This window comes from Pseudomonas nitroreducens (assembly GCF_024170165.1).
Lineage (GTDB): Bacteria > Pseudomonadota > Gammaproteobacteria > Pseudomonadales > Pseudomonadaceae > Pseudomonas > Pseudomonas nitroreducens_C.
In genome coordinates this window covers 189,440-215,464 of the sequence record NZ_JALJXP010000008.1, presented here as the reverse complement: position 1 = coordinate 215,464, position 26,025 = coordinate 189,440, and the positions used below count along the sequence as shown (strand labels likewise).

Annotated in this window: 26 protein-coding genes and 3 tRNA genes; 15 read left to right on the top strand and 14 right to left on the bottom strand. The window is 64.2% G+C overall.

What is annotated here, in order from left to right:
* Positions 1-7: 7 nt before the first annotated feature.
* Both J2T47_RS17890 and J2T47_RS17885 read right to left on the bottom strand, forming a co-directional pair.
* Entirely contained in the window at positions 8-697 is a 690-nt protein-coding gene (locus tag J2T47_RS17890) for an energy-coupling factor ABC transporter permease (protein ID WP_226046021.1), read from the bottom strand.
* Entirely contained in the window at positions 694-1,128 is a 435-nt protein-coding gene (locus J2T47_RS17885; RefSeq protein WP_253449692.1) for an FAD/FMN-containing dehydrogenase, read from the bottom strand. Before J2T47_RS17885 ends, J2T47_RS17890 begins: the two co-directional genes overlap by 4 nt.
* A gap of 121 nt (positions 1,129-1,249) precedes the next feature.
* Here J2T47_RS17885 and J2T47_RS17880 point away from each other — a divergent pair, with 121 nt between their 5' ends.
* From J2T47_RS17880 to J2T47_RS17870, 3 genes are all read left to right on the top strand, one after another.
* Entirely contained in the window at positions 1,250-1,879 is a 630-nt protein-coding gene (locus J2T47_RS17880) for a DUF1780 domain-containing protein (RefSeq protein WP_045209488.1), read from the top strand.
* 94 nt (positions 1,880-1,973) lie between these two features.
* The gene (locus tag J2T47_RS17875) at positions 1,974-2,144 is read left to right on the top strand and encodes a DUF3094 domain-containing protein (protein ID WP_017516731.1); all 171 of its coding nucleotides are present in this window, start codon (positions 1,974-1,976) and stop codon (positions 2,142-2,144) included.
* Between the two features lie 53 nt (positions 2,145-2,197).
* Complete coding sequence (locus J2T47_RS17870) at positions 2,198-3,496, top strand: NAD(P)/FAD-dependent oxidoreductase (RefSeq protein ID WP_253449457.1); 1,299 nt, start codon at positions 2,198-2,200, stop codon at positions 3,494-3,496.
* A 206-nt stretch (positions 3,497-3,702) separates the two neighbouring features.
* Here the strand turns inward: J2T47_RS17870 and cyoE are convergent, their stop codons facing one another.
* Genes cyoE through cyoA form a run of 5 tightly spaced genes read right to left on the bottom strand, consistent with a single transcriptional unit; the run spans position 3,703 to position 8,582 of the window.
* Positions 3,703-4,590, bottom strand: a complete 888-nt coding sequence (gene cyoE, locus J2T47_RS17865) for a heme o synthase (RefSeq protein ID WP_253449454.1) — start codon at positions 4,588-4,590, stop codon at positions 3,703-3,705.
* A gap of 11 nt (positions 4,591-4,601) precedes the next feature.
* Positions 4,602-4,964, bottom strand: coding sequence for a cytochrome o ubiquinol oxidase subunit IV (cyoD, locus tag J2T47_RS17860; RefSeq protein ID WP_081517365.1), 363 nt, complete (start codon positions 4,962-4,964; stop codon positions 4,602-4,604).
* Positions 4,964-5,593: a cytochrome o ubiquinol oxidase subunit III gene (gene cyoC / locus J2T47_RS17855; protein WP_015475724.1), complete on the bottom strand. Its 630-nt coding sequence runs from the start codon at positions 5,591-5,593 to the stop codon at positions 4,964-4,966. Before cyoC ends, cyoD begins: the two co-directional genes overlap by 1 nt.
* Before the next feature lie 4 nt (positions 5,594-5,597).
* Positions 5,598-7,580: a cytochrome o ubiquinol oxidase subunit I gene (cyoB, locus tag J2T47_RS17850; protein WP_253449451.1), complete on the bottom strand. Its 1,983-nt coding sequence runs from the start codon at positions 7,578-7,580 to the stop codon at positions 5,598-5,600.
* A 6-nt stretch (positions 7,581-7,586) separates the two neighbouring features.
* Positions 7,587-8,582 carry a ubiquinol oxidase subunit II gene (gene cyoA, locus J2T47_RS17845; protein WP_253449447.1) on the bottom strand — a complete coding sequence of 332 codons (996 nt, stop codon included), beginning with the start codon at positions 8,580-8,582 and terminating at the stop codon, positions 7,587-7,589.
* Between the two features lie 579 nt (positions 8,583-9,161).
* On the opposite strand from cyoA, the gene J2T47_RS17840 reads away from it, so the two are divergent.
* Positions 9,162-9,362 (top strand): hypothetical protein, encoded by a 201-nt coding sequence (locus J2T47_RS17840; RefSeq protein WP_253449444.1) that lies wholly within the window; start codon positions 9,162-9,164, stop codon positions 9,360-9,362.
* Between the two features lie 154 nt (positions 9,363-9,516).
* On the opposite strand, the gene J2T47_RS17835 is transcribed toward J2T47_RS17840, so the two are convergent.
* From J2T47_RS17835 to J2T47_RS17825, 3 genes are all read right to left on the bottom strand, one after another.
* Positions 9,517-9,592 (bottom strand) — tRNA-Lys (locus tag J2T47_RS17835).
* A 6-nt stretch (positions 9,593-9,598) separates the two neighbouring features.
* Positions 9,599-9,675, bottom strand: a tRNA-Pro gene (locus tag J2T47_RS17830).
* A gap of 9 nt (positions 9,676-9,684) precedes the next feature.
* A tRNA-Asn gene (locus tag J2T47_RS17825) sits at positions 9,685-9,760 on the bottom strand.
* 216 nt (positions 9,761-9,976) lie between these two features.
* On the opposite strand from J2T47_RS17825, the gene J2T47_RS17820 reads away from it, so the two are divergent.
* Positions 9,977-12,277 (top strand): DUF1631 domain-containing protein, encoded by a 2,301-nt coding sequence (locus J2T47_RS17820; protein ID WP_253449441.1) that lies wholly within the window; start codon positions 9,977-9,979, stop codon positions 12,275-12,277.
* A gap of 11 nt (positions 12,278-12,288) precedes the next feature.
* On the top strand, positions 12,289-12,642 hold the full coding sequence (locus J2T47_RS17815) for a PilZ domain-containing protein (protein WP_253449438.1): 354 nt from the start codon (positions 12,289-12,291) through the stop codon (positions 12,640-12,642).
* A gap of 222 nt (positions 12,643-12,864) precedes the next feature.
* Here J2T47_RS17815 and clpB read toward each other — a convergent pair whose 3' ends face one another.
* The 3 genes from clpB to rluD all read right to left on the bottom strand — a co-directional run bounded on the left by clpB (position 12,865) and on the right by rluD (position 17,365).
* Positions 12,865-15,429, bottom strand: a complete 2,565-nt coding sequence (gene clpB, locus J2T47_RS17810; RefSeq protein ID WP_253449435.1) for an ATP-dependent chaperone ClpB — start codon at positions 15,427-15,429, stop codon at positions 12,865-12,867.
* Positions 15,430-15,683: 254 nt separating this feature from the next.
* Positions 15,684-16,409, bottom strand: coding sequence for a peptidoglycan editing factor PgeF (pgeF, locus tag J2T47_RS17805; protein ID WP_253449432.1), 726 nt, complete (start codon positions 16,407-16,409; stop codon positions 15,684-15,686).
* A complete protein-coding gene (gene rluD, locus J2T47_RS17800; protein WP_253449429.1) occupies positions 16,406-17,365 on the bottom strand; it encodes a 23S rRNA pseudouridine(1911/1915/1917) synthase RluD in 960 nt (319 codons plus the stop codon). The genes pgeF and rluD overlap by 4 nt, the downstream gene beginning before the upstream one ends.
* Positions 17,366-17,512: 147 nt before the next feature.
* Between rluD and J2T47_RS17795 the strand changes: the two genes are divergently transcribed.
* From J2T47_RS17795 to J2T47_RS17780, 4 genes are all read left to right on the top strand, one after another.
* Positions 17,513-18,538: an outer membrane protein assembly factor BamD gene (locus tag J2T47_RS17795; RefSeq protein ID WP_138212188.1), complete on the top strand. Its 1,026-nt coding sequence runs from the start codon at positions 17,513-17,515 to the stop codon at positions 18,536-18,538.
* 154 nt (positions 18,539-18,692) lie between these two features.
* Positions 18,693-18,935 carry a PP0621 family protein gene (locus J2T47_RS17790; protein WP_253449689.1) on the top strand — a complete coding sequence of 81 codons (243 nt, stop codon included), beginning with the start codon at positions 18,693-18,695 and terminating at the stop codon, positions 18,933-18,935.
* Positions 18,925-20,514 (top strand): sensor histidine kinase, encoded by a 1,590-nt coding sequence (locus J2T47_RS17785; RefSeq protein ID WP_253449686.1) that lies wholly within the window; start codon positions 18,925-18,927, stop codon positions 20,512-20,514. Before J2T47_RS17790 ends, J2T47_RS17785 begins: the two co-directional genes overlap by 11 nt.
* 15 nt (positions 20,515-20,529) lie before the next feature.
* Positions 20,530-21,867: a sigma-54-dependent transcriptional regulator gene (locus tag J2T47_RS17780; RefSeq protein ID WP_253449426.1), complete on the top strand. Its 1,338-nt coding sequence runs from the start codon at positions 20,530-20,532 to the stop codon at positions 21,865-21,867.
* Positions 21,868-21,880: 13 nt separating this feature from the next.
* On the opposite strand, the gene thiO is transcribed toward J2T47_RS17780, so the two are convergent.
* Positions 21,881-22,990: a glycine oxidase ThiO gene (thiO, locus tag J2T47_RS17775; protein WP_253449423.1), complete on the bottom strand. Its 1,110-nt coding sequence runs from the start codon at positions 22,988-22,990 to the stop codon at positions 21,881-21,883.
* Positions 22,991-23,184: 194 nt separating this feature from the next.
* Between thiO and J2T47_RS17770 the strand changes: the two genes are divergently transcribed.
* The 5 genes from J2T47_RS17770 to J2T47_RS17745 all read left to right on the top strand — a co-directional run bounded on the left by J2T47_RS17770 (position 23,185) and on the right by J2T47_RS17745 (position 26,023).
* On the top strand, positions 23,185-23,715 hold the full coding sequence (locus tag J2T47_RS17770; RefSeq protein WP_253449420.1) for a GspH/FimT family pseudopilin: 531 nt from the start codon (positions 23,185-23,187) through the stop codon (positions 23,713-23,715).
* Between the two features lie 151 nt (positions 23,716-23,866).
* On the top strand, positions 23,867-24,394 hold the full coding sequence (locus J2T47_RS17760; RefSeq protein ID WP_301295590.1) for a GspH/FimT family pseudopilin: 528 nt from the start codon (positions 23,867-23,869) through the stop codon (positions 24,392-24,394).
* A complete protein-coding gene (gene pilV / locus J2T47_RS17755; protein ID WP_253449417.1) occupies positions 24,385-24,873 on the top strand; it encodes a type IV pilus modification protein PilV in 489 nt (162 codons plus the stop codon). Before J2T47_RS17760 ends, pilV begins: the two co-directional genes overlap by 10 nt.
* Positions 24,870-25,547, top strand: a complete 678-nt coding sequence (locus J2T47_RS17750) for a PilW family protein (protein WP_253449414.1) — start codon at positions 24,870-24,872, stop codon at positions 25,545-25,547. Before pilV ends, J2T47_RS17750 begins: the two co-directional genes overlap by 4 nt.
* On the top strand, positions 25,544-26,023 hold the full coding sequence (locus tag J2T47_RS17745) for a pilus assembly PilX family protein (protein ID WP_253449411.1): 480 nt from the start codon (positions 25,544-25,546) through the stop codon (positions 26,021-26,023). Before J2T47_RS17750 ends, J2T47_RS17745 begins: the two co-directional genes overlap by 4 nt.
* Positions 26,024-26,025: the final 2 nt, after the last annotated feature.

Here is a 26,025-nt window from a genome sequence, read left to right as displayed (position 1 = left end):
CTGAACATCAGCGCGGCTCATCGTCATCCTTCCACGGCGCCTGCAGGTAGCGCGTGCGGTTGAAGGTCTCCAGCCAGTCCGGGTAGAAGACCACCAGCCCGGTGACGATGGTGCCGTTGATGAAGGCTTCGGGGAACATGATCAGCCAGAGGTAGCCGATGAAGTCCTCGATCCACGGCGGCATCGGGAACAGTCCGTCCATCCACAGCAGGCCGAGCCCCAGCAGCAGGCTGCAGACCGCTGCCAGCGCCGCCGGGAAGAACCCCGAGCAGAAGATGTAGACGAACAGGTTGCGTGGCTGTCGGCGCTCGACAAAGATCGCCGCGAGCTCAGTGATGACCACCGGAATCAGCACCAGCAGGATGCCGTTGACGCCGAGGGCCGCCCAGTCCTGGCGGCCGATGGCGCACAGCCCCAGCTGCGCAACCAGCCCTACCAGGATCGCCAGCGGCCAGTCCAGCAGCAGGGTCACCGCAGTCATGCCGATGAAATGGAAGGACACCCCGGAAGCGAAGTCGCGCCGCACCAGCCAAAGCAGGAACAGCCCGAGCATGGTACCGAACACCAGGTGCTGGCGGCGGAAATCGCTGACCAGTTCGAGCCAGGGCGCGCGCCAGATGGCCCAGGCGACAATGGGCAGGTAGATCGCCCAGCCGATCTCCAGGGTTTCCGCCGACAGCAGCTGCGCGGCGATCACGGCGCGCCCCGCTCCAGCGCCTGACTCAAGGCTTCGGTCGAATCGAACTGATGCGTCGAGACGACTTTGCCCTGGTCCAGTTGCAGCCAGGTCACCGCGTCGGCCTGGGCCGGGAAGCGGTTGGCCAAACGCGGCTCGCGGTCGAGCAGCACGCGGTAGGAGTAGTCGCGCATGGCGGGGATGGCGAACAGCTTCGAGATGGGCGCGGGCATGCGGCTGATATCAGCCACGAAGGCTGCATGGCGCGCCTCGAGATAGCCCGCCGGGCGCTCGGCCAGCGCTGCTTTCATCAGCTTCGAGCCGGCCATGTCGTGGGCGACCAGCAACACCTTGAGGTCAGCGTTCGCCGTGTAGGGCTTGTCAAACTGATCCAGCAGCGTCCAGCCAACGGCCGGCGACTCCTGCGCCAACGCCAGGCTCGCCAGCACCATCAACAGCATCCCGCCCAGCACTCGTCTCACGCTTCCCCCTTGCCCGGAACCGCCAATGATTGGCAACAGTCTACACCGCCGTCGGCGCCCGCCCGCGCTTGCCAGCAACTATGCTTGAGGCATGAACGAGTCCGACTATCTGCGCCTGCTGACGCGCCAGGCGGAACAAGCCAACGACTTCCTTTCCAACGCCCGCAAGTGGGAACGGGAGTGCTGGGCCTGCCAGCGCCTGTTGCAGGCGTTGAAGGTGCCCTATCGCCAGGAAGACTTCGTCGCCCCCACGCAGCAGCCCCCGGACGTGCTGTTCCGCGACGCCACCTTCGAGGTGTTCTTCGTGCTCGACCAGGGCCGCCGGCTCAACGAGGAGTGGAAGGAAGAACTGCTGCGCCGACGCATGGCCCAGAGCCTCAACCAGCTGATTCGTCGCGAGCAGCGGCCACGGCGGATTCCCTGCGCGGAACTGCAGGCGCGCCTGGCGCCGACGCTGCGCAAGAAAGCGCACAACTACACCGAACGCGGCATCGACCCGCGCGAGCTGGACCTGCTCGCCTTCGTCAGCCTCAAGCGCGAGACGCCGGACTTCAACACCCCTTTTCCGCCGCCCACCGAGTACCTGCGCCAGGGCTGGCGCTCGCTGTCGGTGGTCGGGCCGACCTTCGCCCGCGTGCTTTTCGCCCACAGTGACGCGCCGGACTTCCTGCGCGGCAGCCTGGGACGCAGCATCCTTTTCGACATGGGCGTCGGCCTGTAAATAGGCGCCGGCGCAAAGCTGCATTGATCGGCGGCGCATTGAGAGGCCGCCCAAGCCCTACTAGAATGCTCGACATTATAAACGGAGGCCGCCCATGCCCAGTCGCTTGAGCCCCGAAGACCAGCAGAAGGTCGATCAGTACCTCAGCTCTCCCGTCCACCAGGTCCAACGCGCGCCGTTCAAACCCTGGCTGATGATGGGGGCCTTGCTCGCGGTAGTCATCGCCCTGGGTTTGCTGAGCCGCCTCCTGGCCTACCTTGCGTGAGCGCCGTGCCGCCACGGGCCGATACAGGATTCCTTAAGCTATGAGAATGCACCATGTCCCATCGTATCGTGATCGTCGGCGGCGGCGCCGGCGGGCTGGAGCTCGCGACCCGTCTCGGCCGCACCCTGGGTAAAAAGGCCAAGGCGCGCATTACGCTCGTCGACGCCAACCTCACGCACATCTGGAAACCCCTGCTGCACGAAGTCGCCGCTGGCTCGCTCAACTCTTCCGAGGATGAGCTGAACTACGTCGCCCAGGCGAAATGGAACCACTTCGAATTCCAGCTCGGCCGCCTCACCGGCCTGGACCGCGCGGGCAAGCGCATCCAGCTCGCCGCCACGCTCGATGAACAGGGCGAAGAGCTGGTGCCGGCGCGCGCGCTGGAGTACGACACCCTGGTCCTGGCCATCGGCAGCACCACCAATGACTTCGGCACCCAGGGCGCTGCGGACCACTGCATCTTCCTGGATACCCGCGAGCAGGCCGAGCGCTTCCACAAGCAGCTGCTGACCCACTACCTGCGCGCCCATGCCGGGCAGGACAAGGACGACCAGATCAGCGTTGCCATCGTCGGCGCGGGGGCTACCGGAGTCGAGCTGTCCGCCGAGTTGCACCACGCCGCGCAGGAACTGGCGGCCTACGGCCTGAGCGGCATCCAGCCGCAGAACATGCGCATCACCCTGATCGAGGCCGGCCCACGCGTACTGCCGGCGTTGCCCGAGCGTATCAGCCGCCCGGTGCACCAGACGCTGGAGAAGCTCGGCGTGCGTGTGCTCACCGGTTCGGCAGTGCAGGAAGTGACAGCAGAAGGCCTGCGCACGGCGGTGGGCGAGTTCATTCCGGCGAGCCTGAAGGTCTGGGCGGCGGGCATCCGCGCGCCGATCCTGCTCAAGGAGATCGACGGCCTGGAGACCAACCGCATCAACCAGCTGGTGGTCCGCCCTACCCTGCAGACCACCCGCGATGACAACGTCTTCGCCTTCGGTGACTGCGCCGCCTGCCCCATGGGCGATGGCAGCGATCGCAACGTGCCGCCGCGCGCCCAGGCCGCGCACCAGCAGGCTTCGCTGCTGGCCAAGGCCATCCTTGCACGCCTGGAAGGCAAGCCGTTGCCGGAGTACCGCTACACCGACTACGGCTCGCTGATCTCGCTGTCGCGCTTCAGCGCGGTGGGCAACCTGATGGGTAACCTGATGGGCAGCGTGAAGCTCGAAGGCTGGCTGGCGCGGATGTTCTACGTATCGCTGTACCGCATGCACCAGATGGCGCTGTATGGGCCGTTCCGCACGGCGCTGCTGATGATTGCGGACCGCATCGGGCGCAGCACCGAGCCGCGCTTGAAGCTGCATTGATCGGATAGCGATCGCGGACAAAGTCCGCTCCTACGGCCGGGGCAGCACCACGCCCCACCTGTAGGAGCGAGCTTGCTCGCGAACGCTCTTCCTGTCGGTTTCGGTGTTCGGGCGGTTCGCGAGCAAGCTCGCTCCTACAAAAGCCCATCCTGCGCACACAAAAAAGCCGCCCCGAGGGGCGGCTTTTTCGTTGCAGCAGAGCAGCCTTACAGCGCCGCCAGCATCGACTGCGCCGGGATGGCCTGGAAGTCGATGGACATCATCAGGCTCAGCACGCTGATCGCGATGATGGAGAAGGCGAACAGCTGGCGAGCCCAACGGCGGTCGTCTTCGGCACTGAAGCCTTTCACCGCGATGAACAACCACCAGGCACTGACGGCCAGCGCCACCACCAGGTAACCGTAGCCGGCGAAGCCGGTCAGGGTCAGCAGCAGGGTCGCCAGGCCGAAGGCCACGACGTAGTACAGGATCTGCTTCTTGGTCGCTTCGATGCCCCGCTCCACCGGCAGCACGGGAATCCCGGCGGCACGGTAGTCGTTGAGGCGGAAGATCGCGATGGCGTAGCTGTGCGGCATCTGCCAGAGGCAGAAGATCAGCAGCAGCACCGCCGCGCCCATGTCGAAGTGACCGCTGGCGGCGCAGTAGCCCACCACCGGCGGCATGGCTCCGGAGAGACTGCCGACCAGCGTGCCGTAGACCGAACTGCGCTTGAGCCAGAGGCTGTAGAGCACGACATAGACGAAGAAGCCGAACGCGGCGAGCAGGGTCGCCTGCACGTTGGTCTTCCACGCCAGCAGGCCGAAGCCCGCCGCGCCGAGGACCACGCCGTGGGCCAGGGCGGCCTTCAGCGAGATCTGCCCGGTCACGGTGACACGGCTGCGGGTACGCTCCATGAAGCGATCGATGTCGCGGTCGATGCAGTTGTTGAACACACAACCGCTGGCAACGACCAGGGACAGGCCGATCACGGTGGCCAGCAGCAGCATCGGGTCAACACTGCCGCGAGCGGCGAGGAAGTATCCCCCCGCCACCGCGATCAGGTTTCCGAAGATGATGCCCGGCTTGGCGACCAGGAGATAACGCTTGAGTTTCACGGCATCGGCCCTCAGGGCATCGGCATCATCAGGGTGTCTGCGGTGTAGATGATCCACAGCGACAGACCGACCACCAGCAGGATGATGATGGCGGTGAAGATGAATGCCATGACGTTCCAGCGGCCTTCGGAGCTGAAGTTCATGTGCAGGAAGCAGATCAGGTGCACGACGACCTGAACCAGACCCAGGATCACCATGGTCAGCAGGGTGGCGTGACGCGAGAAGCCACCGTCGATGACCATGTAGAACGGGATCGCGGTCAGGATCACCGAGAGCACGAAACCGATGGCGTACGAACCCAGGCTGCCGTGACCGGCGCCGTGGTCGCCGTGGCCGGCACCGTGGGAGTCGTGATGATGTGCAGCAGCGGTCATTACAGAGCCCCCATCAGGTAGACGACGGTGAATACGCAGATCCAGACGATGTCCAGGAAGTGCCAGAACAGGCTCAGGCACATCATGCGGGTGTTGTTCTGCGCGGTCAGGCCACGGGTACCGATCTGTGCCATCAGCACCAGCATCCACAGCAGGCCTGCGGATACGTGCAGGCCGTGCATGCCGACCAGGGTGAAGAAGGACGACAGGAAGGCGCTGCGGCTCGGGCCGAAGCCTTCGACGATCAGGTGATGGAACTCGTTGAGTTCCATGCCGATGAACGCGGCGCCGCAAAGGAAGGTCACGCCCAGCCAGGCGATGGCCTTGCCCTTGGCGCCCTTGTGCGCAGCCAGCATGGCCAGGCCGTAGGTGCAGGAGGAGATCAGCAGGATCGCGGTTTCGACGGCCACGTAGGGCAGTTCGAAGATGTCCTTGCCGCTCGGGCCGCCGGCGGTGTGGTTGACCAGCACGGCGTAGGTGGCGAAGACGCTCGCGAACAGGATGCAGTCGGTCATCAGGTACAGCCAGAAGCCGAAGACCGTCATGCCGCCACTGTCGTGAGCGTGGTCGTGGTCGTGCGCCGCTTCGTGCGTATCGACCAGGTGTTGATTCAGTACTGCCGTCGACATGGTTTTATACCTGCTGCGCGGTGGCGAGTTTCTGGAAGTTGGCGTTTTCGATGCGCTCGATCTCATCCGGCTGGACGTAGTAGTCCACGTCGGTGACGTAGCTGCGCACGATGACCGAAGCGATCATGCCGACGAAGCCAACGCCCACCAGCCACCAGATGTGCCAGATGGCAGCGAAGCCGAAGAGGAAGGCGAACACGGCGATGGAGAAGCCCGCAGCGGTGTTCTTCGGCATATGGATCGGTGCATAGGCCGGCAGCTTGCGGTACGCGGTACCGGTCTGCTTCATCTCGTGGAACGCGTCGATGTCGTTGACCTTCGGCAGTTCGGCGAAGTTGTAGTACGGCGGCGGCGAGGAAGTGGACCACTCCAGGGTACGGCCGCCCCACGGGTCGCCAGTCAGGTCGGCCAGCTTCTCGCGGTTCTTGATCGACACGAACAGCTGGATCAGCTGGCAGGCGATACCGAAGAAGATCAGCACGGCGCCGCAGAAAGCCACCACCATGTACGGCTGCCACATCGGGTTTTCGTAGTGGTTCAGGCGACGGGTCATGCCCATGAAGCCGAGGACGTACAGCGGCATGAAGGCCATGTAGAAGCCGACCAGCCAGCACCAGAAGGAACGCTTGCCCCACTTCTCGTCCAGCTTGAAGCCGAAGGCTTTCGGGAACCAGAAGACGAAGCCGGCCAGGTAGCCGAACACCGCACCACCGATGATGGTGTTGTGGAAGTGAGCGATCAGGAACAGGCTGTTGTGCAGCAGGTAGTCAGCACCCGGAATGGCCAGCAGAACGCCGGTCATGCCACCGATGGTGAAGGTGATGATGAAGCCCAGGGTCCACAGGATCGGGGTGTCGAAGCGCAGGCGGCCACGGTAGATGGTGAACAGCCAGTTGAACAGCTTCACCCCGGTCGGGATAGAGATCAGCATGGTCGCAACGCCGAAGAAGCCGTTGACGTCGCCGCCCGAACCCATGGTGAAGAAGTGGTGCAGCCACACGGTGAAGCCGAGGAAGGTGATCGCGGCGCTCGCCCACACCATCGAGGTGTAGCCGAACATGCGCTTGCCGGCGAAGGTCGCGGTGACTTCGGAGAAGATACCGAAAGCCGGCAGGATCAGGATGTACACCTCAGGATGGCCCCAGGCCCAGAAGAGGTTGATGTACATCATGGCGTTGCCGCCCAGCTCGTTGGTGAAGAAGTGCATGTCGAAGTAACGGTCCAGCGACAGCAGGCCCAGGGCCGCGGTCAGGATCGGGAACGACGCAACGATCAGGATGTTGGCGAAGGTGCAGGTCCAGGTGAAGATCGGCATCTGCATCAGCTTCATGCCGGGGGTACGCATCTTGAACACGGTGACCAGGAAGTTGATACCCGTGAGCAAGGTACCCATACCCGATATCTGTAGCGCCCAGATGTAGTAGTCCACACCCACGCCCGGGCTGTAGGCCAGCTCGGACAGCGGCGGGTAAGCGACCCAGCCGGTACGGGCGAACTCACCCAGACCCAGCGAGACGTTCACCAGCATGGCGCTGACGACCAGCAGCCAGAAGCTCAGGGAGTTCAGGAAGGGGAACGCCACGTCGCGTGCGCCGATCTGCAGCGGCACGGCCAGGTTCATCAGACCGGTCATGAAGGGCATGGCCATGAAGATGATCATGATCACGCCGTGAGCGGTGAAGATCTGGTCGTAGTGTTCCGGCGGCAGGTAGCCGTGGTTGGCGCCTTCAGCCAGCGCGAGCTGGCCGCGCATCATGATGGCGTCGGCGAAGCCGCGCAGGAGCATGACCAGGGCGACGATGATGTACATCACGCCGATTTTCTTGTGGTCGATGGACGTCAGCCATTCGGTCCACAGGTAGGTCCACTTGCGGTAGTAGGTGATCGCGCCGAACACACCGAGGCCCAACAGGGCGACGATGGCCAGCGTGATGACGATGATCGGCTCGTGATACGGCACGGCCGACAGTGTCAGTTTCCCGAACATCTGCGGTTACTCCTGGCTCGGATTCGTTTGCATGCCAGGCATGCCTTGCATGTTGCTCATGTCGTGGCCCGCCATGGCGGTCTCGTCATGCGCGGCTTCGCCGTGCTTGCCCTTCTCGGCCTGTTCTTTGGCTTCGTGGGCCTTGGCCATCGCGTGGCCGGCGTGTTCCCACTTGTTCAGCACGTGGGAGAACAGCTCGGGGCTGACGGTGGCGAAGTAGGTCGCCGGGACGTTCTCGGTCGGCTTCACCAGCTCCGGGTACTGATCCAGGTTCAGGGTCTGCTGCGAGGCCTTGACCTTCGCGACCCAATCCTGGAAGCCCTGCTCGGAGGTGGAGATCGCCTTGAACTTCATGCCCGAGAAACCGCCGCCGCTGTAGTTCGCGGAGATGCCGTCGAACACGCCTTCTTCGTTGGCGATCAGGTGCAGCTTGGTCATCATTCCGGCCATGGAGTAGATCTGGCTACCCAGCTGCGGAATGAAGAACGAGTTCATCACCGAATCCGAGGTGATCTGGAAGTTCACCGGGGTGTCTTTCGGGAAGGCGATTTCGTTGACGGTGGCGATACCCTGTTCCGGGTAGATGAACAGCCACTTCCAGTCCAGCGAGATGGCCTGGATGGTCACCGGCTTGACCTCGGAGTCCAGCGGACGATACGGGTCCAGCTTGTGGGTGCTCTCCCAGGTGATCCAGCCGAGCACGGCGATGATCAGGCAGGGAACCAGCCATACCACCAGCTCGATCTTGGTCGAGTGAGACCAGTCCGGCATGTAGGTGGCCTTGGTGTTCGAAGCCCGGTATTTCCAGGCGAACCCGAGGGTCATCAGGATGACCGGCACCACCACGATCAGCATCAGCAGGGTTGCCGTGATGATCAGGGACTTCTCGTCAGCGCCGACCTGCCCTTTCGGGTCGAACAGCGCCATGTTGCAACCACCGAGCATCAGCATCGGCAGCAGCGCAAGTCTCTTCAAAATTCCTGTGTACTGCTCTTTTTTCATCTTGCGGCCTTAGTGGATGAAAATCGCTTCACCGCCCACGAGTCTTCGCCACGCATTGCTCGACGACTCGTTACCCGCGACTTTTCCAAGCCGCCTGCCAGGGCTGTCATGGATTCACGAACGCGGCCGCACGGATTCCAGGCAAAGGGAACTCGCCCGGTCTTCGCGATGCGAAACCGATTTCGTCAGCTGATTCGTTCCGTGTTATTCAGCGTGTGGTGTCTGGACTGGCGGCTCGTGAGAACGCGCGCGTCGCACACCGGATGCACGAGTGGATTGCCCGACTCGTCTTATGACAGGAGCCCACCGATGGCAGCCCCCTGTTGTTATGCCGCTGCACCGAAGGGTGAGCACTGGCTTTGATTTACGTCAGTGCGACTCAGCGATTTGGGGGTAGGAAATGGACGGCGGGTATTACAAAGCATTTCAGAAACCCCTTTCAAGGCCCTGACCTTTCATTTTTAACAAGATATTTTCTCATCCTGCGAAACAGTCCGGACCAGGATCGTTCAGAAAACGATCAAATCACGTAACCTGTGAAAGGAATTTCCCACCCAGCCAAGCCCTCCCACGAACGCCATGAAAATGTTTCAAATCCATGAACCACGGGGGTTACAGCGCGCCACGAGCAGGTCATTTCAAGTCACCGAAGCATCTGGCAAAGACCTTGCCATGACGGCGATCAAGAATGCTTTCGAAAGCCCGGCAATGACCGGGAACACCCTGCGACACATCGACGCAGCAGCGTTTTTGCAAGAGGAAATGTGCGACGAAGTATGACGATCGTTCCATTTCTGGAGCACGAAAAGTCGTCGACCCGGCGCATCGTTGACGTCCGAGGAATGGGATCAGCAAGGGGAATTATTGCGAAAAATGAAAAAGCCCGCGATCTCAAAGAGACCGCGGGCTTTTCATAGCTCTTGCGAGCTTAATATGGTGGGTCGTGTAGGATTCGAACCTACGACCAATTGGTTAAAAGCCAACTGCTCTACCGACTGAGCTAACGACCCAAATGTTGGTCGGGGTAGGGGGATTCGAACTCCCGACATCTTGCTCCCAAAGCAAGCGCGCTACCGGACTGCGCTATACCCCGTTTGAAAGTTGGCTCCGCGACCTGGACTCGAACCAGGGACCCAATGATTAACAGTCATTTGCTCTACCGACTGAGCTATCGCGGAACGACGAACCTTTCAATCTCCTCTACTTTCTTCCGGCTTCACCGGTTTCCCGTATCAGAGGCGCGCCATTTTACGTATATCGAAACGCCTGTCAACACTCTGATCCAAAAAGTTTTTCTCTGCTTTGCAGGGGGCCGGGCTGATTGCTATATCTGCATGGAAAAACTCGAGTGATCCACCGCGGGTGCAAACGGAACGATCACGCACAGGATGGCCATGAGCAACAAGGACACCCCACCACCCTCCCCCATCGCCAGCCGGATGATCCAGCCGCGCTTCGGCGAACTGGTGCAGGGCTGCCGTCAGTTGGCGATGAATCACCTCGCCGAGCTTCTGGGTAATGTCTTCGCCCAGGTGGACGACACGCTCTTCGAATGCGCCGAGAAAGCCGAGAACAACCAGGTCCAGGCCCTGTTCTTCGACGCCATGCGCGAAGTCCGCCGCGAGCGGCCGAACCTTGAGCGTTTCTACCATCAGCGCATCGCGCAGGGCCTGAATGACTTCCTCGAAGGCAAACTGCCCCTTCCGGAGGCGCTGGAAGAGCTGGACATGGACCAGCTGACCCTGGTCGGCAACGACGAATATGAAGAAACCTTGCTGGTGACCAACATGGTCAACCAGGTGCGCGCCCACTGCGCCCAGCAGCTGTTCGCACTGGATCAGCGCCTGGCGCTGCTCAACAACGGCAGCAAGCTGGGTGAGGACCGCAACCCCTTCGGCCCCCAGGCCATTGCCCAGGCGTTCCGCGACACACTGGCGCGCAGTGTCTTCCCGCTGCGGATCAAGACCATCCTTTATGTGCTGTTCGATCAACAGGTCATGCAGCATCTGCAACCTTTATATGAACAGCTGAACAAGCGCCTGGCCGACGGCGGTGTCCTGCCCAACCTGAAGTACCGCCCGCAAGCGCAGCGCCAGGCCTCCGCGCCGGCACCGCAGCCGCCCGTGACCGGGAATAGCACTGCGGAGATGGACCGGGGAGCGCCAACACCGCCGCCCTACACCGCCAGCGACATGCCGGATATGCCACCGGGCGACCGCAACGCCCTGTTCGGCGGCCTCGCGGTGCTGCTCGCCGAACGCCGTCGGCGCGGTGACAAGGCCACGCTGTTCGGCAACACCCAGAGCATCGTCAGCTTCGGCCCGAGCTCGGCCACCACCACCTACAGTGCCAACGAGCTGCTGGAGGCGCTGAACCGCCTGCAGCGCGAGTCCGCCCAGGAACTGTCCCACCGTCTGCGCCATCCGCAGCCGGTCGATGCGCTGAAAGCCGACCTGCAGCGCCAGCTGGAAGCCGGCAGCGCACAACCGAAGAACACCCGGCTGACCGACCGGGAAGCCGATGTCATCGATCTGGTGGGGATGGTCTTCGACTTCATCCTCGATGACGAGAACCTGCCCGACAGCTGCAAGACCACCCTTTCCCACCTGCACACGCCCTTCCTCAAGGTGGCGCTGCTGGACAAGCAGTTGTTCACCCAGCATCACCACCCCGCGCGCAAGCTGCTCAACGCCATGGCCCAGGCCGGCGTGCTGTATGGCGGCGAGGGCGAGGAGCGCGCCCTGCTGGCGAAGATGCACTGGGTGGTCGAGCGAGTGATCCAGGACTTTGTCGGCGACCTGTCGCTGTTCGACAACCTGCTGGTCGAGTTCAACGAGTACGTCACCAACCTCCGGCAGAAAGTCGAACTGCGCGAACGCCGGGCCATGGAGGCCGCCCGCGGCCGCGACCGCTTGCTGGCCGCCCGCGAGCAGGCGCTGGACGCCATCGCCAGGGTGACGCAGGACCGCGACCTGCCAGAGCTGGTCCGCAACTTCCTGGAAATGAGCTGGTGCGATGCGCTGACCTTCATCGTGCTGCGCAGCGGCGAGCACAGCGACGAATGGAAACGTGCCTGCGAAGTGGGAGAACAGCTGGCCTGGAGCGTGACACCGCTGGATGCCGCCGGCCGCGATCATCTGCAAGCGATCCGCCTGGCCCTGCTGGAGGAACTGCGCAAGGGCCTGGAAGTGCTCGGCGGTTACCACGAGGACGGCATCCGCCGGCTGCTGCAGGATCTGGTGGCCTGCCAGCACGCGATCCAGGCGCAACAGCCGCAGCTCGCGGCGCAGCTCAAGCAGGAACTGCCGGAGAGCCCGCTGGGCGCCATGCTCGGGGCCGAGGGCCATACCCTGGTCAAACCTGACGGCGAGGCGCTGTCCGAGCGCGCGCGGGTACTGATCAAGGAACTGAGCCATCTGGAATTCGGCACCTGGTTCGAATTCAGCGATACCACGCCGGCGCGCCGGCTCAAGCTGTCGTGGTTCAGCCCGACCACACGCAATTACATGTTCGTCGACCACACCGGGCAGCGGGTGGCGGTCAAACCGATAGTGCAGTTGGCCCAGGAGATGGAGGCGGGCAAGGTCCGCCTGGTACCGACGGAACAGTCCGCCCCGCTGATGGATCGTGCCCTGAATGCGATCTACCGGGTCTTGCAACGCTTTACGTCCGGGCGCAGCCCGGCGCAGTCCTGAAGGAGCAGTCGATGAGTGAACGTCGCCAGCACAGCCGGCATCAGACCGGGCTGACCGTGGAAGTCTTCGACCGCCACTCCGGGCGCAGCCTGGGCCGGCTAGCCGACCTCTCCGCCGAAGGGTTCATGCTCTGCGGCGTCGAGGTGCCGGAGGCCGATTCGGTCTGGGAATGCCTGCTCGTGCCGGCACCGCCACTGGATGAAATCGGCGACATACAACTGGGCGCGGATTGCCTGTGGAGTCGCGCCGGCACCGACGGCCAACTGGGCTGGGCGGGTTTCCACATCATCGATATCGCCGAGGATCAGGCGGAGCTGATCGAGCAACTGCTGGTCCTGCTCGGTGGCGCCCGCGAGACCGGCTGACCGCCGAAACCCCTGCAGGAGCGCGCCAGGCGCGCGATCGCGGGCATAGCCCGCTCCTACAGGGAGATTCGGAGTACGTGGGAGTCTGTAGGAGCGAGCTTGCTCGCGAACCCGACCCCCGCTGCGAAAGCTGTTCGCGAGCAAGGGCTGGGCGCTCCCTCGGCCCTACGAAAAGCCAAAGCAAAAGCCCGCCGATTGGCGGGCTTTTTCGTGGAGCATGGATCAGGAGAAGACGATCTCGTCGTTCTCGACCCTGGCGTGGATCTGCGTACCCGGGTTGAACTTGCCGGCCAGGATCAGTTGCGCCAGCGGGTTCTCGATCCAGCGCTGGATCGCACGCTTGAGCGGCCGCGCACCGTACACCGGGTCGAAACCGACGGCGATCAGCTTGTCCATGGCTTCGTCGCTCAGCTCCAGGCTCAGCTCGCGCTCGGCCAGGCGCTTGCGCAGGCGGCCCATCTGGATCTTGGCGATGCCGGCGATCTGCTCGCGAGCCAGCGGCTCGAAGACCACCACTTCGTCGATCCGGTTGATGAACTCCGGACGGAAGTGCGCATTCACCGCATCCATCACCGCCGCATGCTGGGCTTCGCGATCGCCCACCAGCTCCTGGATCTGCGCCGAACCGAGGTTCGAGGTCATCACCACCACGGTGTTGCGGAAGTCCACGGTACGCCCATGGCTGTCGGTCAGGCGGCCATCTTCGAGCACCTGCAGGAGCACGTTGAAGACGTCCGGGTGGGCCTTCTCGACTTCGTCGAGCAGCACCACGGAGTACGGCTTGCGGCGTACGGCCTCGGTCAGGTAACCGCCCTCTTCATAGCCGACGTAGCCCGGAGGCGCGCCGATCAGGCGAGCCACGGAATGCTTTTCCATGAACTCGGACATGTCGATGCGCACCAGCGCTTCCTCGGTATCGAAGAGGAATTCGGCCAGGGCCTTGCACAGCTCGGTCTTGCCCACCCCGGTCGGGCCGAGGAAGAGGAACGAGCCGCTGGGGCGATTCGGGTCCGCCAGCCCTGCGCGGGAACGGCGCACGGCGTTGGAGACGGCCACCACGGCCTCGTGCTGGCCGATGACGCGCTTGTGCAGCTCGTCCTCCATGCGCAGCAGCTTCTCGCGCTCGCCTTCGAGCATCTTGGACACCGGGATGCCGGTCCACTTGGCGACGACCTCGGCGATTTCCTCGTCGGTCACCTTGTTGCGCAGCAGCTGCTTCTCGGTCTGGCCGTGCTGGTCGACCATCTGCAGGCTGCGTTCCAGGTCCGGAATGGTCTGGTACTGGATGCGCGCCATGGTTTCCAGGTCGCCCTTGCGCCGCGCGGTTTCCATTTCCTGCTTGGCCTGCTCGATCTTCTGCTGGATCTGCGCGGAGCCCTGGACCTCGGCCTTCTCCGATTTCCAGATTTCCTCGAGATCGGCGTACTCGCGCTCAAGCTTGGCGATGTCTTCTTCCAGCTTGGCGAGGCGCTTCCTGGTGGCCTCGTCGTCTTCCTTCTTCAGCGCCTCGCGCTCGATCTTCAGCTGGATCAGGCGGCGATCCAGGCGATCGAGTTCCTCCGGCTTGGAGTCGATCTCCATGCGGATGCGGCTGGCAGCTTCGTCGATCAGGTCGATGGCCTTGTCCGGCAGCTGGCGGTCGGTGATGTAGCGGTGGCTGAGCTTGGCCGCGGCGATGATCGCGCCGTCGGTGATGGTCACACCGTGGTGCACCTCGTAGCGCTCTTTCAGGCCACGCAGGATGGCGATGGTGTCTTCCTCGCTCGGCTCATCGACCAGGACTTTCTGGAAGCGGCGCTCCAGGGCGGCGTCCTTCTCGATGTACTGGCGGTATTCGTCCAGAGTGGTGGCGCCCACGCAGTGCAGTTCGCCACGGGCCAGGGCCGGCTTGAGCATGTTGCCGGCGTCCATGGCGCCCTCGGCCTTGCCGGCGCCGACCATGGTGTGCAGTTCGTCGATGAACAGGATGATCCGGCCTTCCTGCTTGGACAGTTCGTTGAGCACGGCTTTCAGGCGCTCCTCGAACTCGCCGCGGAATTTGGCGCCGGCGATCAGCGAGCCCATGTCCAGCGCCAGCAGGCGCTTGTCCTTCAGGCCGTCGGGCACCTCGCCGTTGACGATGCGCTGGGCCAGGCCTTCGACGATGGCGGTCTTGCCGACGCCGGGTTCGCCGATCAGCACGGGGTTGTTCTTGGTGCGGCGCTGCAGGACCTGGATGGTCCGGCGGATTTCGTCGTCACGGCCGATCACCGGGTCGAGCTTGCCGTCCTCGGCACGCTTGGTCATGTCGACGGTGTACTTGTCCAGTGCCTGGCGCGAGTCCTCGGCGTTCGGGTCGTTGACCGCTTCGCCGCCACGCAGGTTGGCCACGGCGTTTTCCAGGGCCTTCTTGGAGACGCCCTGGCTGGTCAGCAGCTTGCCGAGCTTGGTGCTGTCGTCCATGGCGGCGAGCAGCACCAGTTCGCTGGAGATGAACTGGTCGCCCTTCTGCTGGGCCAGGCGGTCGGCCTGGTTGAGCAGGCGCGCCAGATCCTGCGACAGGTTCACGTCGCCAGTGGGGTTCTGGATCTTCGGCAGCGTGTCCATCTCTTTATTGAGGGAGGTACGCAGCGCCGGGATGTCGAAGCCGACCTGCATCAGCAGGGGCTTGATGGAGCCGCCCTGCTGGTCGATCAGGGCGGACAGCAGGTGCAACGGTTCGATGGCCGGGTGGTCATGTCCGACGGCCAGGGACTGGGCATCGGAGAGTGCAAGCTGGAGCTTGCTGGTCAAACGGTCTATTCGCATGAGGGTCGTCCTTCCTTTCTAGAGCGGGCCGGAGCGATGAGTGCCCCTGGTCACGACTAACCCGCCGGGATGCCAGATAGATAAGGACGATTTTGGTCGGTTCAAGCCATTTGGCCATGACACCCGTCAGTTAGTGCCTTCGAAAGGACCTCCGGAACGGAGTTGAACCTGTAGGAGCGAGCTTGCTCGCGAACCTCGCCTGACACAAAGGTATCCAGCTGTTCGCGAGCAAGCTCGCTCCTACGAAAAGCAGGTCAGGCCAGCCAGATCAGGCTGGCCAGGCGGCCGGTACGGGAGCTGCGGCGGTAGGAGTAGAAATGCTCGGTGTCGGTGAAGGTGCAGAAATCCCCACCGTAGACGGCGGTAACGCCCTTCGCCGCGAGGCGGATGCGCGCCAGCTCATAGATGTCGGCCATGAACTTGCCGGCATTGGCGCTCGGCGCAAAGGCTCGCTCGGCTTCGGCATGCTGCGCCAGAAAGGCTTCACGCACTTCCGGGCCGACTTCGAAGGCCTGCGGACCGATGGACGGGCCGAGCCAGACCAGCAATTCCGCCGGCGCGACGCCCATGGCGTCCACGGTCGCCTCCAGCACGCCACCCGCCAGCCCGCGCCAGCCGGCGTGGGCCGCGCCGACACGAGTACCCGCGCGGTCGCAGAACAGCGCCGGCAGGCAATCGGCCGTCATGATGGTGCAGGCGATGCCGCGCGCGGCGCTCCAGCTGGCATCCGCGGTAGCGACGGCAGACGGGTCGGCCTCGACCACATCGATGCCATGCACCTGGCTCAGCCACGCCGGCTGGCAGCCCAGTCCGGCGGTCAGGCGACGACGGTTCTCGGCCACGGCAGCCGGCTCGTCGCCGACGTGATCTCCGAGGTTGAAGCTGTCGAAAGGCTCGACGCTGACGCCGCCGGCACGGGTCGTCACGCAGGCGCGGACGTTCGCCGGAGCCGGCCAGTCGGGCGTCAGCCAGGGGCTCATACGAAGGACTCGTTGTCCTGCCGCAGCAGGCTCAGCAGCCAGGTGAAGTCATCCGGCAGCGGCGATTCCCACTTCATGCGCACGTTGGTGGCCGGGTGATCCAGCTCCAGGAAGCGCGCGTGCAGGGCCTGGCGCGGGAAGTCGCGCAGCGACTCGACGAGGGTCGGGCTGGCACCCGGCGGAATGCGGAAACGCCCGCCGTAGGTGGGGTCGCCCACCAGCGGGTGGCCGATATGCGTCATATGGACGCGGATCTGGTGGGTACGCCCGGTTTCCAGCTTCACCCGCGTGTGGGTATGCGCACGGAAGCGCTCCAGCACGCGGTAATGGCTGATGGCGACCTTGCCGGTCTCGATCACTGCCATCTTCTGCCGTTGTACGCCATGCCGGCCGATCGGCGCGTCGACGGTACCGCCTGCGACGATCACCCCGGTGACGATGGCTTCATAGATGCGGCTGACGCTGCGCGCCTGCAACTGGGCGACCAGGTTGGTGTGAGCTTCGAGGGTCTTGGCCACCACCATCAGGCCGGTGGTGTCCTTGTCGAGGCGGTGCACGATGCCGGCGCGCGGCACGTTGGCCAGATGCGGCACGTGGTGCAGCAGCGCGTTGAGCAGGGTACCGTCCTGGTGGCCGGCGGCGGGGTGAACCACCAGGCCGGTCGGCTTGTCGATGACCAGGATGTGGTCGTCTTCGTAGACGATGTCCAGCTCGATGTCCTGAGCGACCCATTCGCCCTGGGCCTCCAGCTCGACATCCAGTTCAAGGCGCGAACCGGTGTGGACGATGTCGCGCGGACGCAGCACGGCACCGTCGACCTTGAGACGGCCGTCCTTGATCCAGCCAGCCAGGCGGGAACGGGAGTGGTCGGAGAAGAGCTGGGCGGCGACCTGGTCGAGACGCTGACCACCGAGGTCGAACGGCACTTCTGCCGCGAGTTGGATGATATTGGACATGACGGGACACGAAGGGCGCGCGGCCTTTTGGTTCGGCAGCACGCTGTGGTTAAATACGGGGCCTTTGTCCCAGGGGTATCCCTGGGGCGCCAATCATAACAGACGGTTGCGGCCGCGACAGCCGACCGTCCAGGGACGCAACTCGCCATGCAAGTGAAACACCTGCTGCTGATCGCCATCCTCGCCTTCGTCACCGCCTGCTCCTCCAAGGGCGAGAAGGTGGATGAGAACCTGAGCGAAAGCCAGCTGTACCAGCAGGCACAGGACGACCTCAACAACAAGAGCTACACCAACGCCGTCGCCAAACTGAAGGCGCTGGAGTCCCGCTATCCGTTCGGCCGCTATGCCGAGCAGGCGCAGTTGGAGCTGATCTACGCCAACTACAAGAACATGGAGCCCGAGGCCGCCCGCGCCTCCGCCGAGCGCTTCATCCGCCTGCACCCGCAGCACCCGAACGTCGACTACGCCTACTACCTCAAGGGCCTGGCTTCCTTCGACCAGGACCGTGGCCTGCTGGCGCGCTTCCTGCCGCTGGACATGACCAAGCGCGACCCGGGTGCCGCCCGCGACTCCTTCAACGAGTTCGCTCAGCTGGTCAGCCGCTACCCGAACAGCCGTTACGCCCCGGACGCCAAGGCGCGCATGATCTACCTGCGCAACCTGCTGGCGGCCTACGAAGTGCACGTCGGCCACTACTACCTCAAGCGCCAGGCCTATGTCGCCGCCGCCAACCGTGGCCGCTACGTGGTCGAGAACTTCCAGGAAACCCCGGCCGTCGGCGATGGCCTGGCGATCATGGTCGAGGCCTACCAGCGCCTGGGCCTGAATGACCTGGCCGATTCCAGCCTGGAAACCCTGAAGGCGAACTACCCGGACAACGCCAGCCTCAAGGATGGCCAGTTCGTTCCGCGTGAAGACGAGGCCGACAACCGCTCCTGGCTGGCCAAGGCCACCCTGGGCCTGATCGAGACCAACGATGCCCCGCCGCACATGGAAACCCAGGCCTCCAAGGACGTGATCAAGCAGTACGAAGACGCCGAACAGCAGATTCCGGCCGAACTCAAGCCCGAGAACCAGAGCGACGTGCAGGAAGAACAGCACGAGTCCGAGGGCAACGCGGGCAGCAGCGACCGCTCCTGGTTCAGCTACATGACCTTCGGCATCTTCGACTGATACCGGCAGGTTCGAGAAAAAGGGAGGCTTCGGCCTCCCTTTTTCATTCGGGCAAAGCATCGGCGCTTTTGTCCATGGTCTGGCGGGTGCGCGCACGGGCTCACTGTGCGGCGCCGCGTGGCTTGGATAAACTGCCGCTCTTTATGCACAAGGGATTGCCATGACCCGTCTGCTGTTCTGGATCGCCCTCTTCGCCTTCGGCTGGTGGTTGTGGCGCAAAGCTACCCGGCCGGCCCGCCCTGTCGAAAAGCCCAGGGGCGATGACCCCGCCGCACCGATGGTCCGCTGTGCACAGTGCGGCGTGCATGTACCGCAGAGCCACGCCCTGCAGGACGAGAGCAAGTGGTACTGCAGCCGTGCGCACCTCGAACAGGACCGCACCGACCGTGGTCGCTGAAGGCATCTCGCTCACAGGCCAGGGCCTGCGGGTCCTGCGCCTGTACCACCTGTACCGCCTGACCATCGGGCTGGTGCTGGTGCTGCTGATCTCCAGCAGCCTGGACGATGAGCTGCTGAAACTGGCCCATCCCGAGCTGTTTCACGTCGGCTGCTGGATCTACCTGGTCCTCAATATCCTGATCGCGGTGCTGATGCCGACACCGCGCCAGCTGCTGCCGATCTTCCTCCTGGCAGCGCTGGACATACTCCTGCTCAGCGCCCTGTTCTATACCGCAGGCGGCATTCCCAGCGGCCTCGGCAACCTGATGGTGGTCGCCGTGGCCATCGCCAACGTCCTGCTGCGCGGGCGTGTCGGCCTGCTCATCGCCGCCATCGCCGCCATCGGCCTGATCTACCTGACCTTCTACCTGAGCCTCAGCCAGCCCACGGTCATCAACCATTACGTACAGGCAGGCGGCCTGGGCGCTCTGAGCTTCGCCTCGGCCCTGCTGATCCAGGCCCTGGCGCGGCGCCAGCAGATCGTCGAAAGCATCGCCGAGCAGCGCGCCACCACGGTGGCCAACCTGGAAGAGCTCAACGCGCTGATTCTGCAGCGCATGCGCACCGGCATCCTGGTGCTGGGCGATCGCCACCGGGTACTGCTGGCCAACCAGAGCGCCACCACCCTGCTGGGCGGCCACGACCTGCCCGGTCACTCGCTGGCCGAGTACAGCCCGCAGCTGGTCTCCAGCCTGCAGCAGTGGCAGCAGAATCCCGCTCTGCGTCCGCCGAGCCTGCAGCCCATGGAGTCCGGCCCGACCGTACAACCGAGCTTCATTCCCCTGCGCCGGGGCAACGAACAGCACATCCTGATGTTCCTCGAGGACATCTCGCAGATCACCCAGCAGGCCCAGCAACTCAAGCTCGCCGCCCTGGGCCGGCTCACCGCGGGCATCGCCCACGAGATCCGCAACCCGCTGGGCGCCATCAGCCATGCGGCGCAGTTGCTGCTGGAGTCCGAAGAACTGGACAAGCCCGACCGGCGTCTGACGCAGATCATTCAGGACCAGTCGCGGCGCATGAACCTGGTCATCGAGAACGTCCTCCAGCTCTCGCGCCGGCGCCAGTCCGAGCCGCAACTGCTGGACCTGAAGTACTGGCTGCACCGCTACGCCGGCGAGATGCGCGAGAGCCTGCGCGAAGGCCAGCAGCTCCATGTGGAAACCGGCCAGGGCACCGTGCAGACGCGCATGGACCCGCACCAGTTGACGCAGGTACTGACCAACCTCGTGCAGAATGGGTTACGGTACAGCACTCAGAAGAACGGCACCGGCCAGGTGTGGCTGCGTCTGTTCCGCGACAGCGAGACCGACCTGCCCGTACTGGAAGTGCTCGATGACGGTCCCGGCGTCGCTGGCGATCAGCGGGGGAAGCTGTTCGAACCGTTCTTCACCACCGAAAGCAAGGGCACCGGCCTTGGCCTGTACATCTCCCGCGAGCTGTGCGAAAGCAACCAGGCCCGGCTGGACTACAAGACGCGTGACGAAGGCGGCAGCTGCTTCCGCCTCACCTTCGCCCACCCGCGCAAACAAAGCTAAGAAGACGCAAAGAGCATGAGCCGTCAAAAAGCCCTGATCGTCGACGACGAACCCGACATCCGCGAGCTGCTGGAGATCACCCTCGGCCGCATGAAGCTGGACACCCGCAGCGCCCGCAACGTCAAGGAAGCCCGCGACTTCCTGGCCCGCGAGCCCTTCGACTTCTGCCTCACCGACATGCGCCTGCCCGATGGCACCGGCCTGGACCTGGTGCAATACATCCAGCAGCGCCATCCGCAGATGCCGGTGGCGATGATCACCGCCTTCGGCAGCCTCGACACCGCGGTGCAGGCTCTCAAGGCCGGCGCTTTCGACTTCCTGACCAAGCCGGTGGACCTTGCCCGCCTGCGCGAGCTGGTGAATTCGGCCCTGCGCCTGCGCTCGCCGGAGGCCGAGGAAGCGCCGGTGGACAGCCGTCTGCTCGGGGATTCGCCGCCCATGCGCACCCTGCGCAATCAGGTCGCCAAGCTCGCCCGCAGCCAGGCGCCGGTGTACATCAGCGGCGAATCCGGCAGCGGCAAGGAACTGGTGGCCCGGCTGATCCACGAGCAGGGCCCGCGCGAAACCCAGACCTTCGTGCCGGTCAACTGCGGCGCCATTCCGTCCGAGCTGATGGAAAGCGAGTTCTTCGGCCACAAGAAAGGCAGTTTCACCGGCGCCGTGGAAGACAAGCTTGGCCTGTTCCAGGCGGCCAACGGCGGCACGCTGTTCCTCGACGAGGTCGCCGACCTGCCGCTGCCGATGCAGGTCAAGCTGCTGCGCGTCATCCAGGAGAAGGCCGTACGCGCGGTGGGCGGCCAGCAGGAGGTCGCGGTGGACGTGCGCGTCCTCTGTGCGACCCACAAGGACCTGGCCGCGGAAGTGGCCGCAGGCCGATTCCGTCAGGACCTCTACTACCGCCTGAACGTCATCGAGCTGCGCGTTCCGCCGCTGCGCGAGCGCCGTGAAGACATCCCGCTACTGACCGACCGCGTGCTCAAACGCCTGGCCGGAGACAGCGGACTGGCTACCGCGGCAGTCAGCGCCGATGCACTGGAGAAGCTCAAGAGCTACCGCTTCCCCGGCAACGTGCGGGAACTGGAGAACATGCTGGAGCGCGCCTACACGCTCTGCGAGGACGACGTCATCCAGCCTCATGACCTGCGCCTGGCCGAAACCAGCACGGCGGACGGCGGCGGTGACGCGAGCCTGGCACAGATCGACAACCTCGAGGATTACCTCGAGGACATCGAACGCAAGCTGATCATGCAGGCGCTGGAAGAGACGCGCTGGAACCGTACCGCAGCGGCGCAGCGTCTGGGGCTGACCTTCCGCTCCATGCGTTACCGCCTGAAGAAGCTGGGGATCGACTGATCCCCGGCCGCTCTCAGACGATGGGCGTCGCCACCAGACGCCCTGCCGGCGCATAGGGCGCCGCCTCGATGATCGGCTGGCGCTTCTGCATCAGGTCCGCCAGCAACTGGCAGGACGCCGGCGCCAGCACCAGGCCGTTGCGGTAGTGCCCGGTGTTCAGCCACAGCCCCTGGTGACCCGGCACCTCCCCGATGAAGGGAATGCCCTGCGGTGAGCCGGGCCGCAGCCCTGCCCAGTGATTCACCGGTTCCATGCCCGCCAGCGCGGGAATCAGCTCCTCTGCCGAAGCGCGCAGGCTGCTCAGGGCCTCGCCCGACGGGGTCTTGTCGAAGCCGGCGTGCTCCAGCGTGCTACCCACCAGAATGTGCCCATCGCGACGCGGAATCGCATAACGACCTTTGGCCAGCACCATGCTGGAGAGGAAGTCCGCGGCGCAGCGGTACAGGATCATCTGCCCCTTCACCGGCTCCACCGGCAACTCGAGGCCCAGCTTCGCCAGCAGCTCGCCGCTCCAGGCGCCGGCCGCCAGCACCACCGCGTCGGCCGTGAAATCCCCCTGAGCCGTGCGGACGCCCGTCACGCTATCGCCTTGTTTCAGGAAGCCGGTCACCTCGACCTGCTCCTGCACGCTCACAGTCGGCAGCTGTACCAGCGCCTGGCGCAGCGACTTGGCCAGGCGCGGGTTGCGCACGTTGGCCACGCCGGACATGTACACGGCGCGCTCGAAGCCCTGTCCCAACACGGGGACAGCCTCATGCACGGCGCCGATATCCACCTCCGAAAGCGGGCGACCATGGGTCCTGGCCCACGCCAGGGCTTCGGCCTGGTCGTCCAGGTCCAGCCAGTAGAGGCCGGTGACGTGCACTTCGGGATCGAGCCCGGTATCCGCCAGCAGGCGGTCGCCCAACTGCGGGTAGAAATCCTGCGACCAGTGGGCCAGGTTGGCGACCGCCGCGCTGTAGCGCCACGGATAGAGCGGCGAGACGATGCCACCACCGGCCCAGGACGCCTCGCGCCCGGTCTCGCCCTTCTCCAGCAGCACCACCTCGGCACCCGCCTGCCCCAGAGTCCAGGCAGTCAGCATCCCGACTACCCCACCGCCCACCACGATCATGTCCGGCATACAACGCCCCACATCACAGGAAAACCAACGGCCCATCGCCGGCCGCACACTATACCGGGCATGGGCCGTCGACGGAGCAGGACGGAAGTCGATGCGGCATCGGACCGCTCCTACAGCAGCCATCCAACTCACCGGCAGGCACCGCGTAACCGGCGGCCAATACTTCCCGCACCTCAACTGCCCGGAAGCGAACCATGGCCAGAGAGCAATCCACCATCAGCGGGCTGGGCTTCACCCTCGTCGAGCTGCTGTTCACCCTCGCGATACTGGCGATAGCGCTCGCCATCGCTGCCCCCAACCTCAGCGAACTGCTGCACAACCAGCGGGCAAGCACCGCCACCCGGGAACTGCGCAACGCACTGGACTTCGCCCGCGAGTCGGCCGCGCACAGCGGGCAACCGGTCAGCATCGCGGCGACCGGCGGCGACTGGGCCGCCGGCTGGGAGGTTTTTGCCGACTCCGGCAATAGCGGCGTCCATGCCCCCCAGCAAGCTCCGCTCGCGGCCCACGCCCCCCTGAGCGGTATCAGCATCCGCACCGACAGCACCTCGCGTCGCTACCTCCACTTCACCCCGCGCGGCAATGCGATCCAGCCCAACGGCGCCTTCCACGCCGGCACCCTGACGCTCTGCGGCGCAGGCCGAACGAGTTACCGCATCGTGCTCAACAAGGCCGGACGTATCCGCACCGAGGCCGGAAACACCGAGGACTACTGTCCCCGCTGACCGACTTCTCACGCCTTGCGCGACGGGGTTCACAGAACCTCGGAAGACATGACCGAACGTCCCCCTAATACGAACGGTCATCTATAGAAAAAGGACATTTCCCACACGACTAGGCAACATCGCTGCTATCGAAAATGTGAGGAATGCGTCCATGTCGCGCCCCAGGGAATCAGCAGGGTTTACGCTGATCGAGTTGATGGTCGTGGTGGCGGTTGCCGCCATTCTGGCGACCATCGCCATACCCAGTTTCCGCACCTTGATGCTGAACAACCAGATCTCCAGCCAGACCAACATGGTGATCGGGTTGCTGCAATCGGCGCGCAGCGAAGCCATTACCCAGCGCAGCATCGTCCGCGTCTGCGGCAGCAGCGACGCAGGTCTCAACCAGGCCAACTACAGCTGCAACAGCAACAGCTGGGAGGCCGGCGCCATCGTTTTCCGCAGCCCCGACGCCACGACGACGTCGGTGGCCCAGACCGCCGTGATCCGCGTGCTGCCCCCCAACACCAGCGGCCTGACCCTGCGCAGCAGCGGCACCCTGACCTTCAATCCGAACGGCACCCTGACCACGGCAGGGACGCTGCGGGTCTGCGACTCGCGAGGCAGTGCAAGTTCGCGCGCAGTTACCCTGAATATCGCCGGCGTCGCCACCAGCGGAGCGAATGGAACATGCCCATGATCCAGCGCCGCGAGGGCGGCTTCACCCTCATCGAAGTGCTCATCGCCCTGCTGGTCCTGGCCATCGGGCTGCTGGGCATGGCCTCGCTGACCATGACCAGCCTGCAAGGCAACCAGGGCGCCTACCTGCGCGGCCAGGCCAGCATGCTTGCGTATGACTACGTGGAGCGGATGCGTGGCAACTCGGCTCAAGCGCTGCTGGCCACCTCACCCTATGTGATCAGCCTGACCTCCGGCGCAACCCGGACCAACCCGGACTGCCGCACCAAGACCGTTGGCTGCTCGGCTTCGGAACTGGCCAACCAGGACATCTTTGACTGGTGGGGCAACCTGCAGGCCGCGATCCCCGGCTCCGGCGTCACCGTCACCAAAGCGAACACCAATGAGTACCAGGTCGTCATCAGCTGGACCGAGTCGGACGCACAGCAACACAGCACTGGCTCTCAGGCTCAGAACTTCACGCTGCGGGTGAATCTATGACTACCAGGCAATACTCCTACCGGCAGCGTGGCCTGTCGATGATCGAGCTGATGGTGGCTCTGCTCCTCAGCACCCTGTTGCTGCTGGGCGTACTGCAGATGTTCAGCAACAGTTCCGCATCGGACAAGACCAGCAGCGCGTTGACCCGTGTCCAGGACAGCGGCCGGGTCGTCCTCGACCTGGTGTCCATGGATGCTCGCCGAGCAGGCTATCAGGGCTGCCAGTTGCCAAGCAGTGCCGTGACCGTCAGCAATGGAGTCCAGTTCCCTCGTGACGCGGTCACTACCACCAACGGCGTGAGCACCAGCGTGAGCTTCAACTACGCCACGACCACCACCACCTCGGTGGCCATGCCAGGCGTCAACAAGACCTGCACCAACCAGACGCTGTACCTCTACTCGGTCACCTACAGCAACTGCGCCAACGGCACCTCGATCTGCATGAACTCCAGCACCAGTGGCGGCAACCAGACGGTGGTCGATAACGCCACCATCACTGGCATCACCCTGGGCTTCGAATCGGCAGGCAAGATCGTCTGGAAAACCGCAGGCAGCATCAGCGCCGCGGAAGCCCAGAGCGCCGATCGCGTGCAGCTGAGCATCACCGCCATCGATGCTGCGCAGAACATTTCCCGCAACTTCACCGGCACCGTCGAGCTGAGGAACCGGCTATGACTTCATCCAAGACCCAACGCGGCATGGCGCTGCTCGTCAGCCTCGTGCTGCTGCTGATCCTTACAGTGCTGGCCATTGCCATGGCCAGTAATTCGACGATGCAGCAGCGCATCTCGGCCAACGCCCAGCAACAGAACATCGCCTTCCAGGCAGCGGAAAGCGGCCTGCAGGTCTGGGTTAACCGATTCGCCCAGAGTGGTGTGGCCCCCACCAACGGCATCACCATCCCGGTGGAGCCAACGTCGGGCAACTCTGGTTCGGCGCAGGTGAGCCTGAATGCGAGCTTCATCGAATGCGCCAAGTTCATTCCGGCGCAGAGCATGAGCGTCGCTGCCGGCACGCTGACCTACACCTGCTATCAGGTGAGCAGCCAGGCCAAGGCCTGCAAGAACCTGAACAACTGCAACGTCACCAGTTCGGACGGCCAGGCGCGTGCCCTGCATCGCCGCAGCTACATCCAGGCTACCCACCTCTAAAC

Bases quoted from the DNA above. Each gene is read 5' to 3' on its own strand.
- J2T47_RS17780 (WP_253449426.1), top strand. From the start codon at position 20,530: ATGAGCCGTCAAAAAGCCCTGATCGTCGACGACGAACCCGACATCCGC.
- J2T47_RS17820 (WP_253449441.1), top strand. From the start codon at position 9,977: ATGAGCAACAAGGACACCCCACCACCCTCCCCCATCGCCAGCCGGATG.
- cyoB (WP_253449451.1), bottom strand. From the start codon at position 7,580: ATGTTCGGGAAACTGACACTGTCGGCCGTGCCGTATCACGAGCCGATC.
- thiO (WP_253449423.1), bottom strand. From the start codon at position 22,990: ATGCCGGACATGATCGTGGTGGGCGGTGGGGTAGTCGGGATGCTGACT.
- J2T47_RS17880 (WP_045209488.1), top strand. From the start codon at position 1,250: ATGAACGAGTCCGACTATCTGCGCCTGCTGACGCGCCAGGCGGAACAA.
- J2T47_RS17815 (WP_253449438.1), top strand. From the start codon at position 12,289: ATGAGTGAACGTCGCCAGCACAGCCGGCATCAGACCGGGCTGACCGTG.
- J2T47_RS17770 (WP_253449420.1), top strand. From the start codon at position 23,185: ATGGCCAGAGAGCAATCCACCATCAGCGGGCTGGGCTTCACCCTCGTC.
- J2T47_RS17745 (WP_253449411.1), top strand. From the start codon at position 25,544: ATGACTTCATCCAAGACCCAACGCGGCATGGCGCTGCTCGTCAGCCTC.
- J2T47_RS17885 (WP_253449692.1), bottom strand. From the start codon at position 1,128: ATGGTGCTGGCGAGCCTGGCGTTGGCGCAGGAGTCGCCGGCCGTTGGC.
- cyoD (WP_081517365.1), bottom strand. From the start codon at position 4,964: ATGACCGCTGCTGCACATCATCACGACTCCCACGGTGCCGGCCACGGC.
- pgeF (WP_253449432.1), bottom strand. From the start codon at position 16,409: ATGAGCCCCTGGCTGACGCCCGACTGGCCGGCTCCGGCGAACGTCCGC.
- pilV (WP_253449417.1), top strand. From the start codon at position 24,385: ATGCCCATGATCCAGCGCCGCGAGGGCGGCTTCACCCTCATCGAAGTG.
- cyoC (WP_015475724.1), bottom strand. From the start codon at position 5,593: ATGTCGACGGCAGTACTGAATCAACACCTGGTCGATACGCACGAAGCG.
- clpB (WP_253449435.1), bottom strand. From the start codon at position 15,429: ATGCGAATAGACCGTTTGACCAGCAAGCTCCAGCTTGCACTCTCCGAT.
- J2T47_RS17760 (WP_301295590.1), top strand. From the start codon at position 23,867: ATGTCGCGCCCCAGGGAATCAGCAGGGTTTACGCTGATCGAGTTGATG.
- J2T47_RS17875 (WP_017516731.1), top strand. From the start codon at position 1,974: ATGCCCAGTCGCTTGAGCCCCGAAGACCAGCAGAAGGTCGATCAGTAC.
- J2T47_RS17840 (WP_253449444.1), top strand. From the start codon at position 9,162: ATGAAAATGTTTCAAATCCATGAACCACGGGGGTTACAGCGCGCCACG.
- J2T47_RS17795 (WP_138212188.1), top strand. From the start codon at position 17,513: ATGCAAGTGAAACACCTGCTGCTGATCGCCATCCTCGCCTTCGTCACC.
- J2T47_RS17750 (WP_253449414.1), top strand. From the start codon at position 24,870: ATGACTACCAGGCAATACTCCTACCGGCAGCGTGGCCTGTCGATGATC.
- cyoA (WP_253449447.1), bottom strand. From the start codon at position 8,582: ATGAAAAAAGAGCAGTACACAGGAATTTTGAAGAGACTTGCGCTGCTG.
- rluD (WP_253449429.1), bottom strand. From the start codon at position 17,365: ATGTCCAATATCATCCAACTCGCGGCAGAAGTGCCGTTCGACCTCGGT.
- J2T47_RS17870 (WP_253449457.1), top strand. From the start codon at position 2,198: ATGTCCCATCGTATCGTGATCGTCGGCGGCGGCGCCGGCGGGCTGGAG.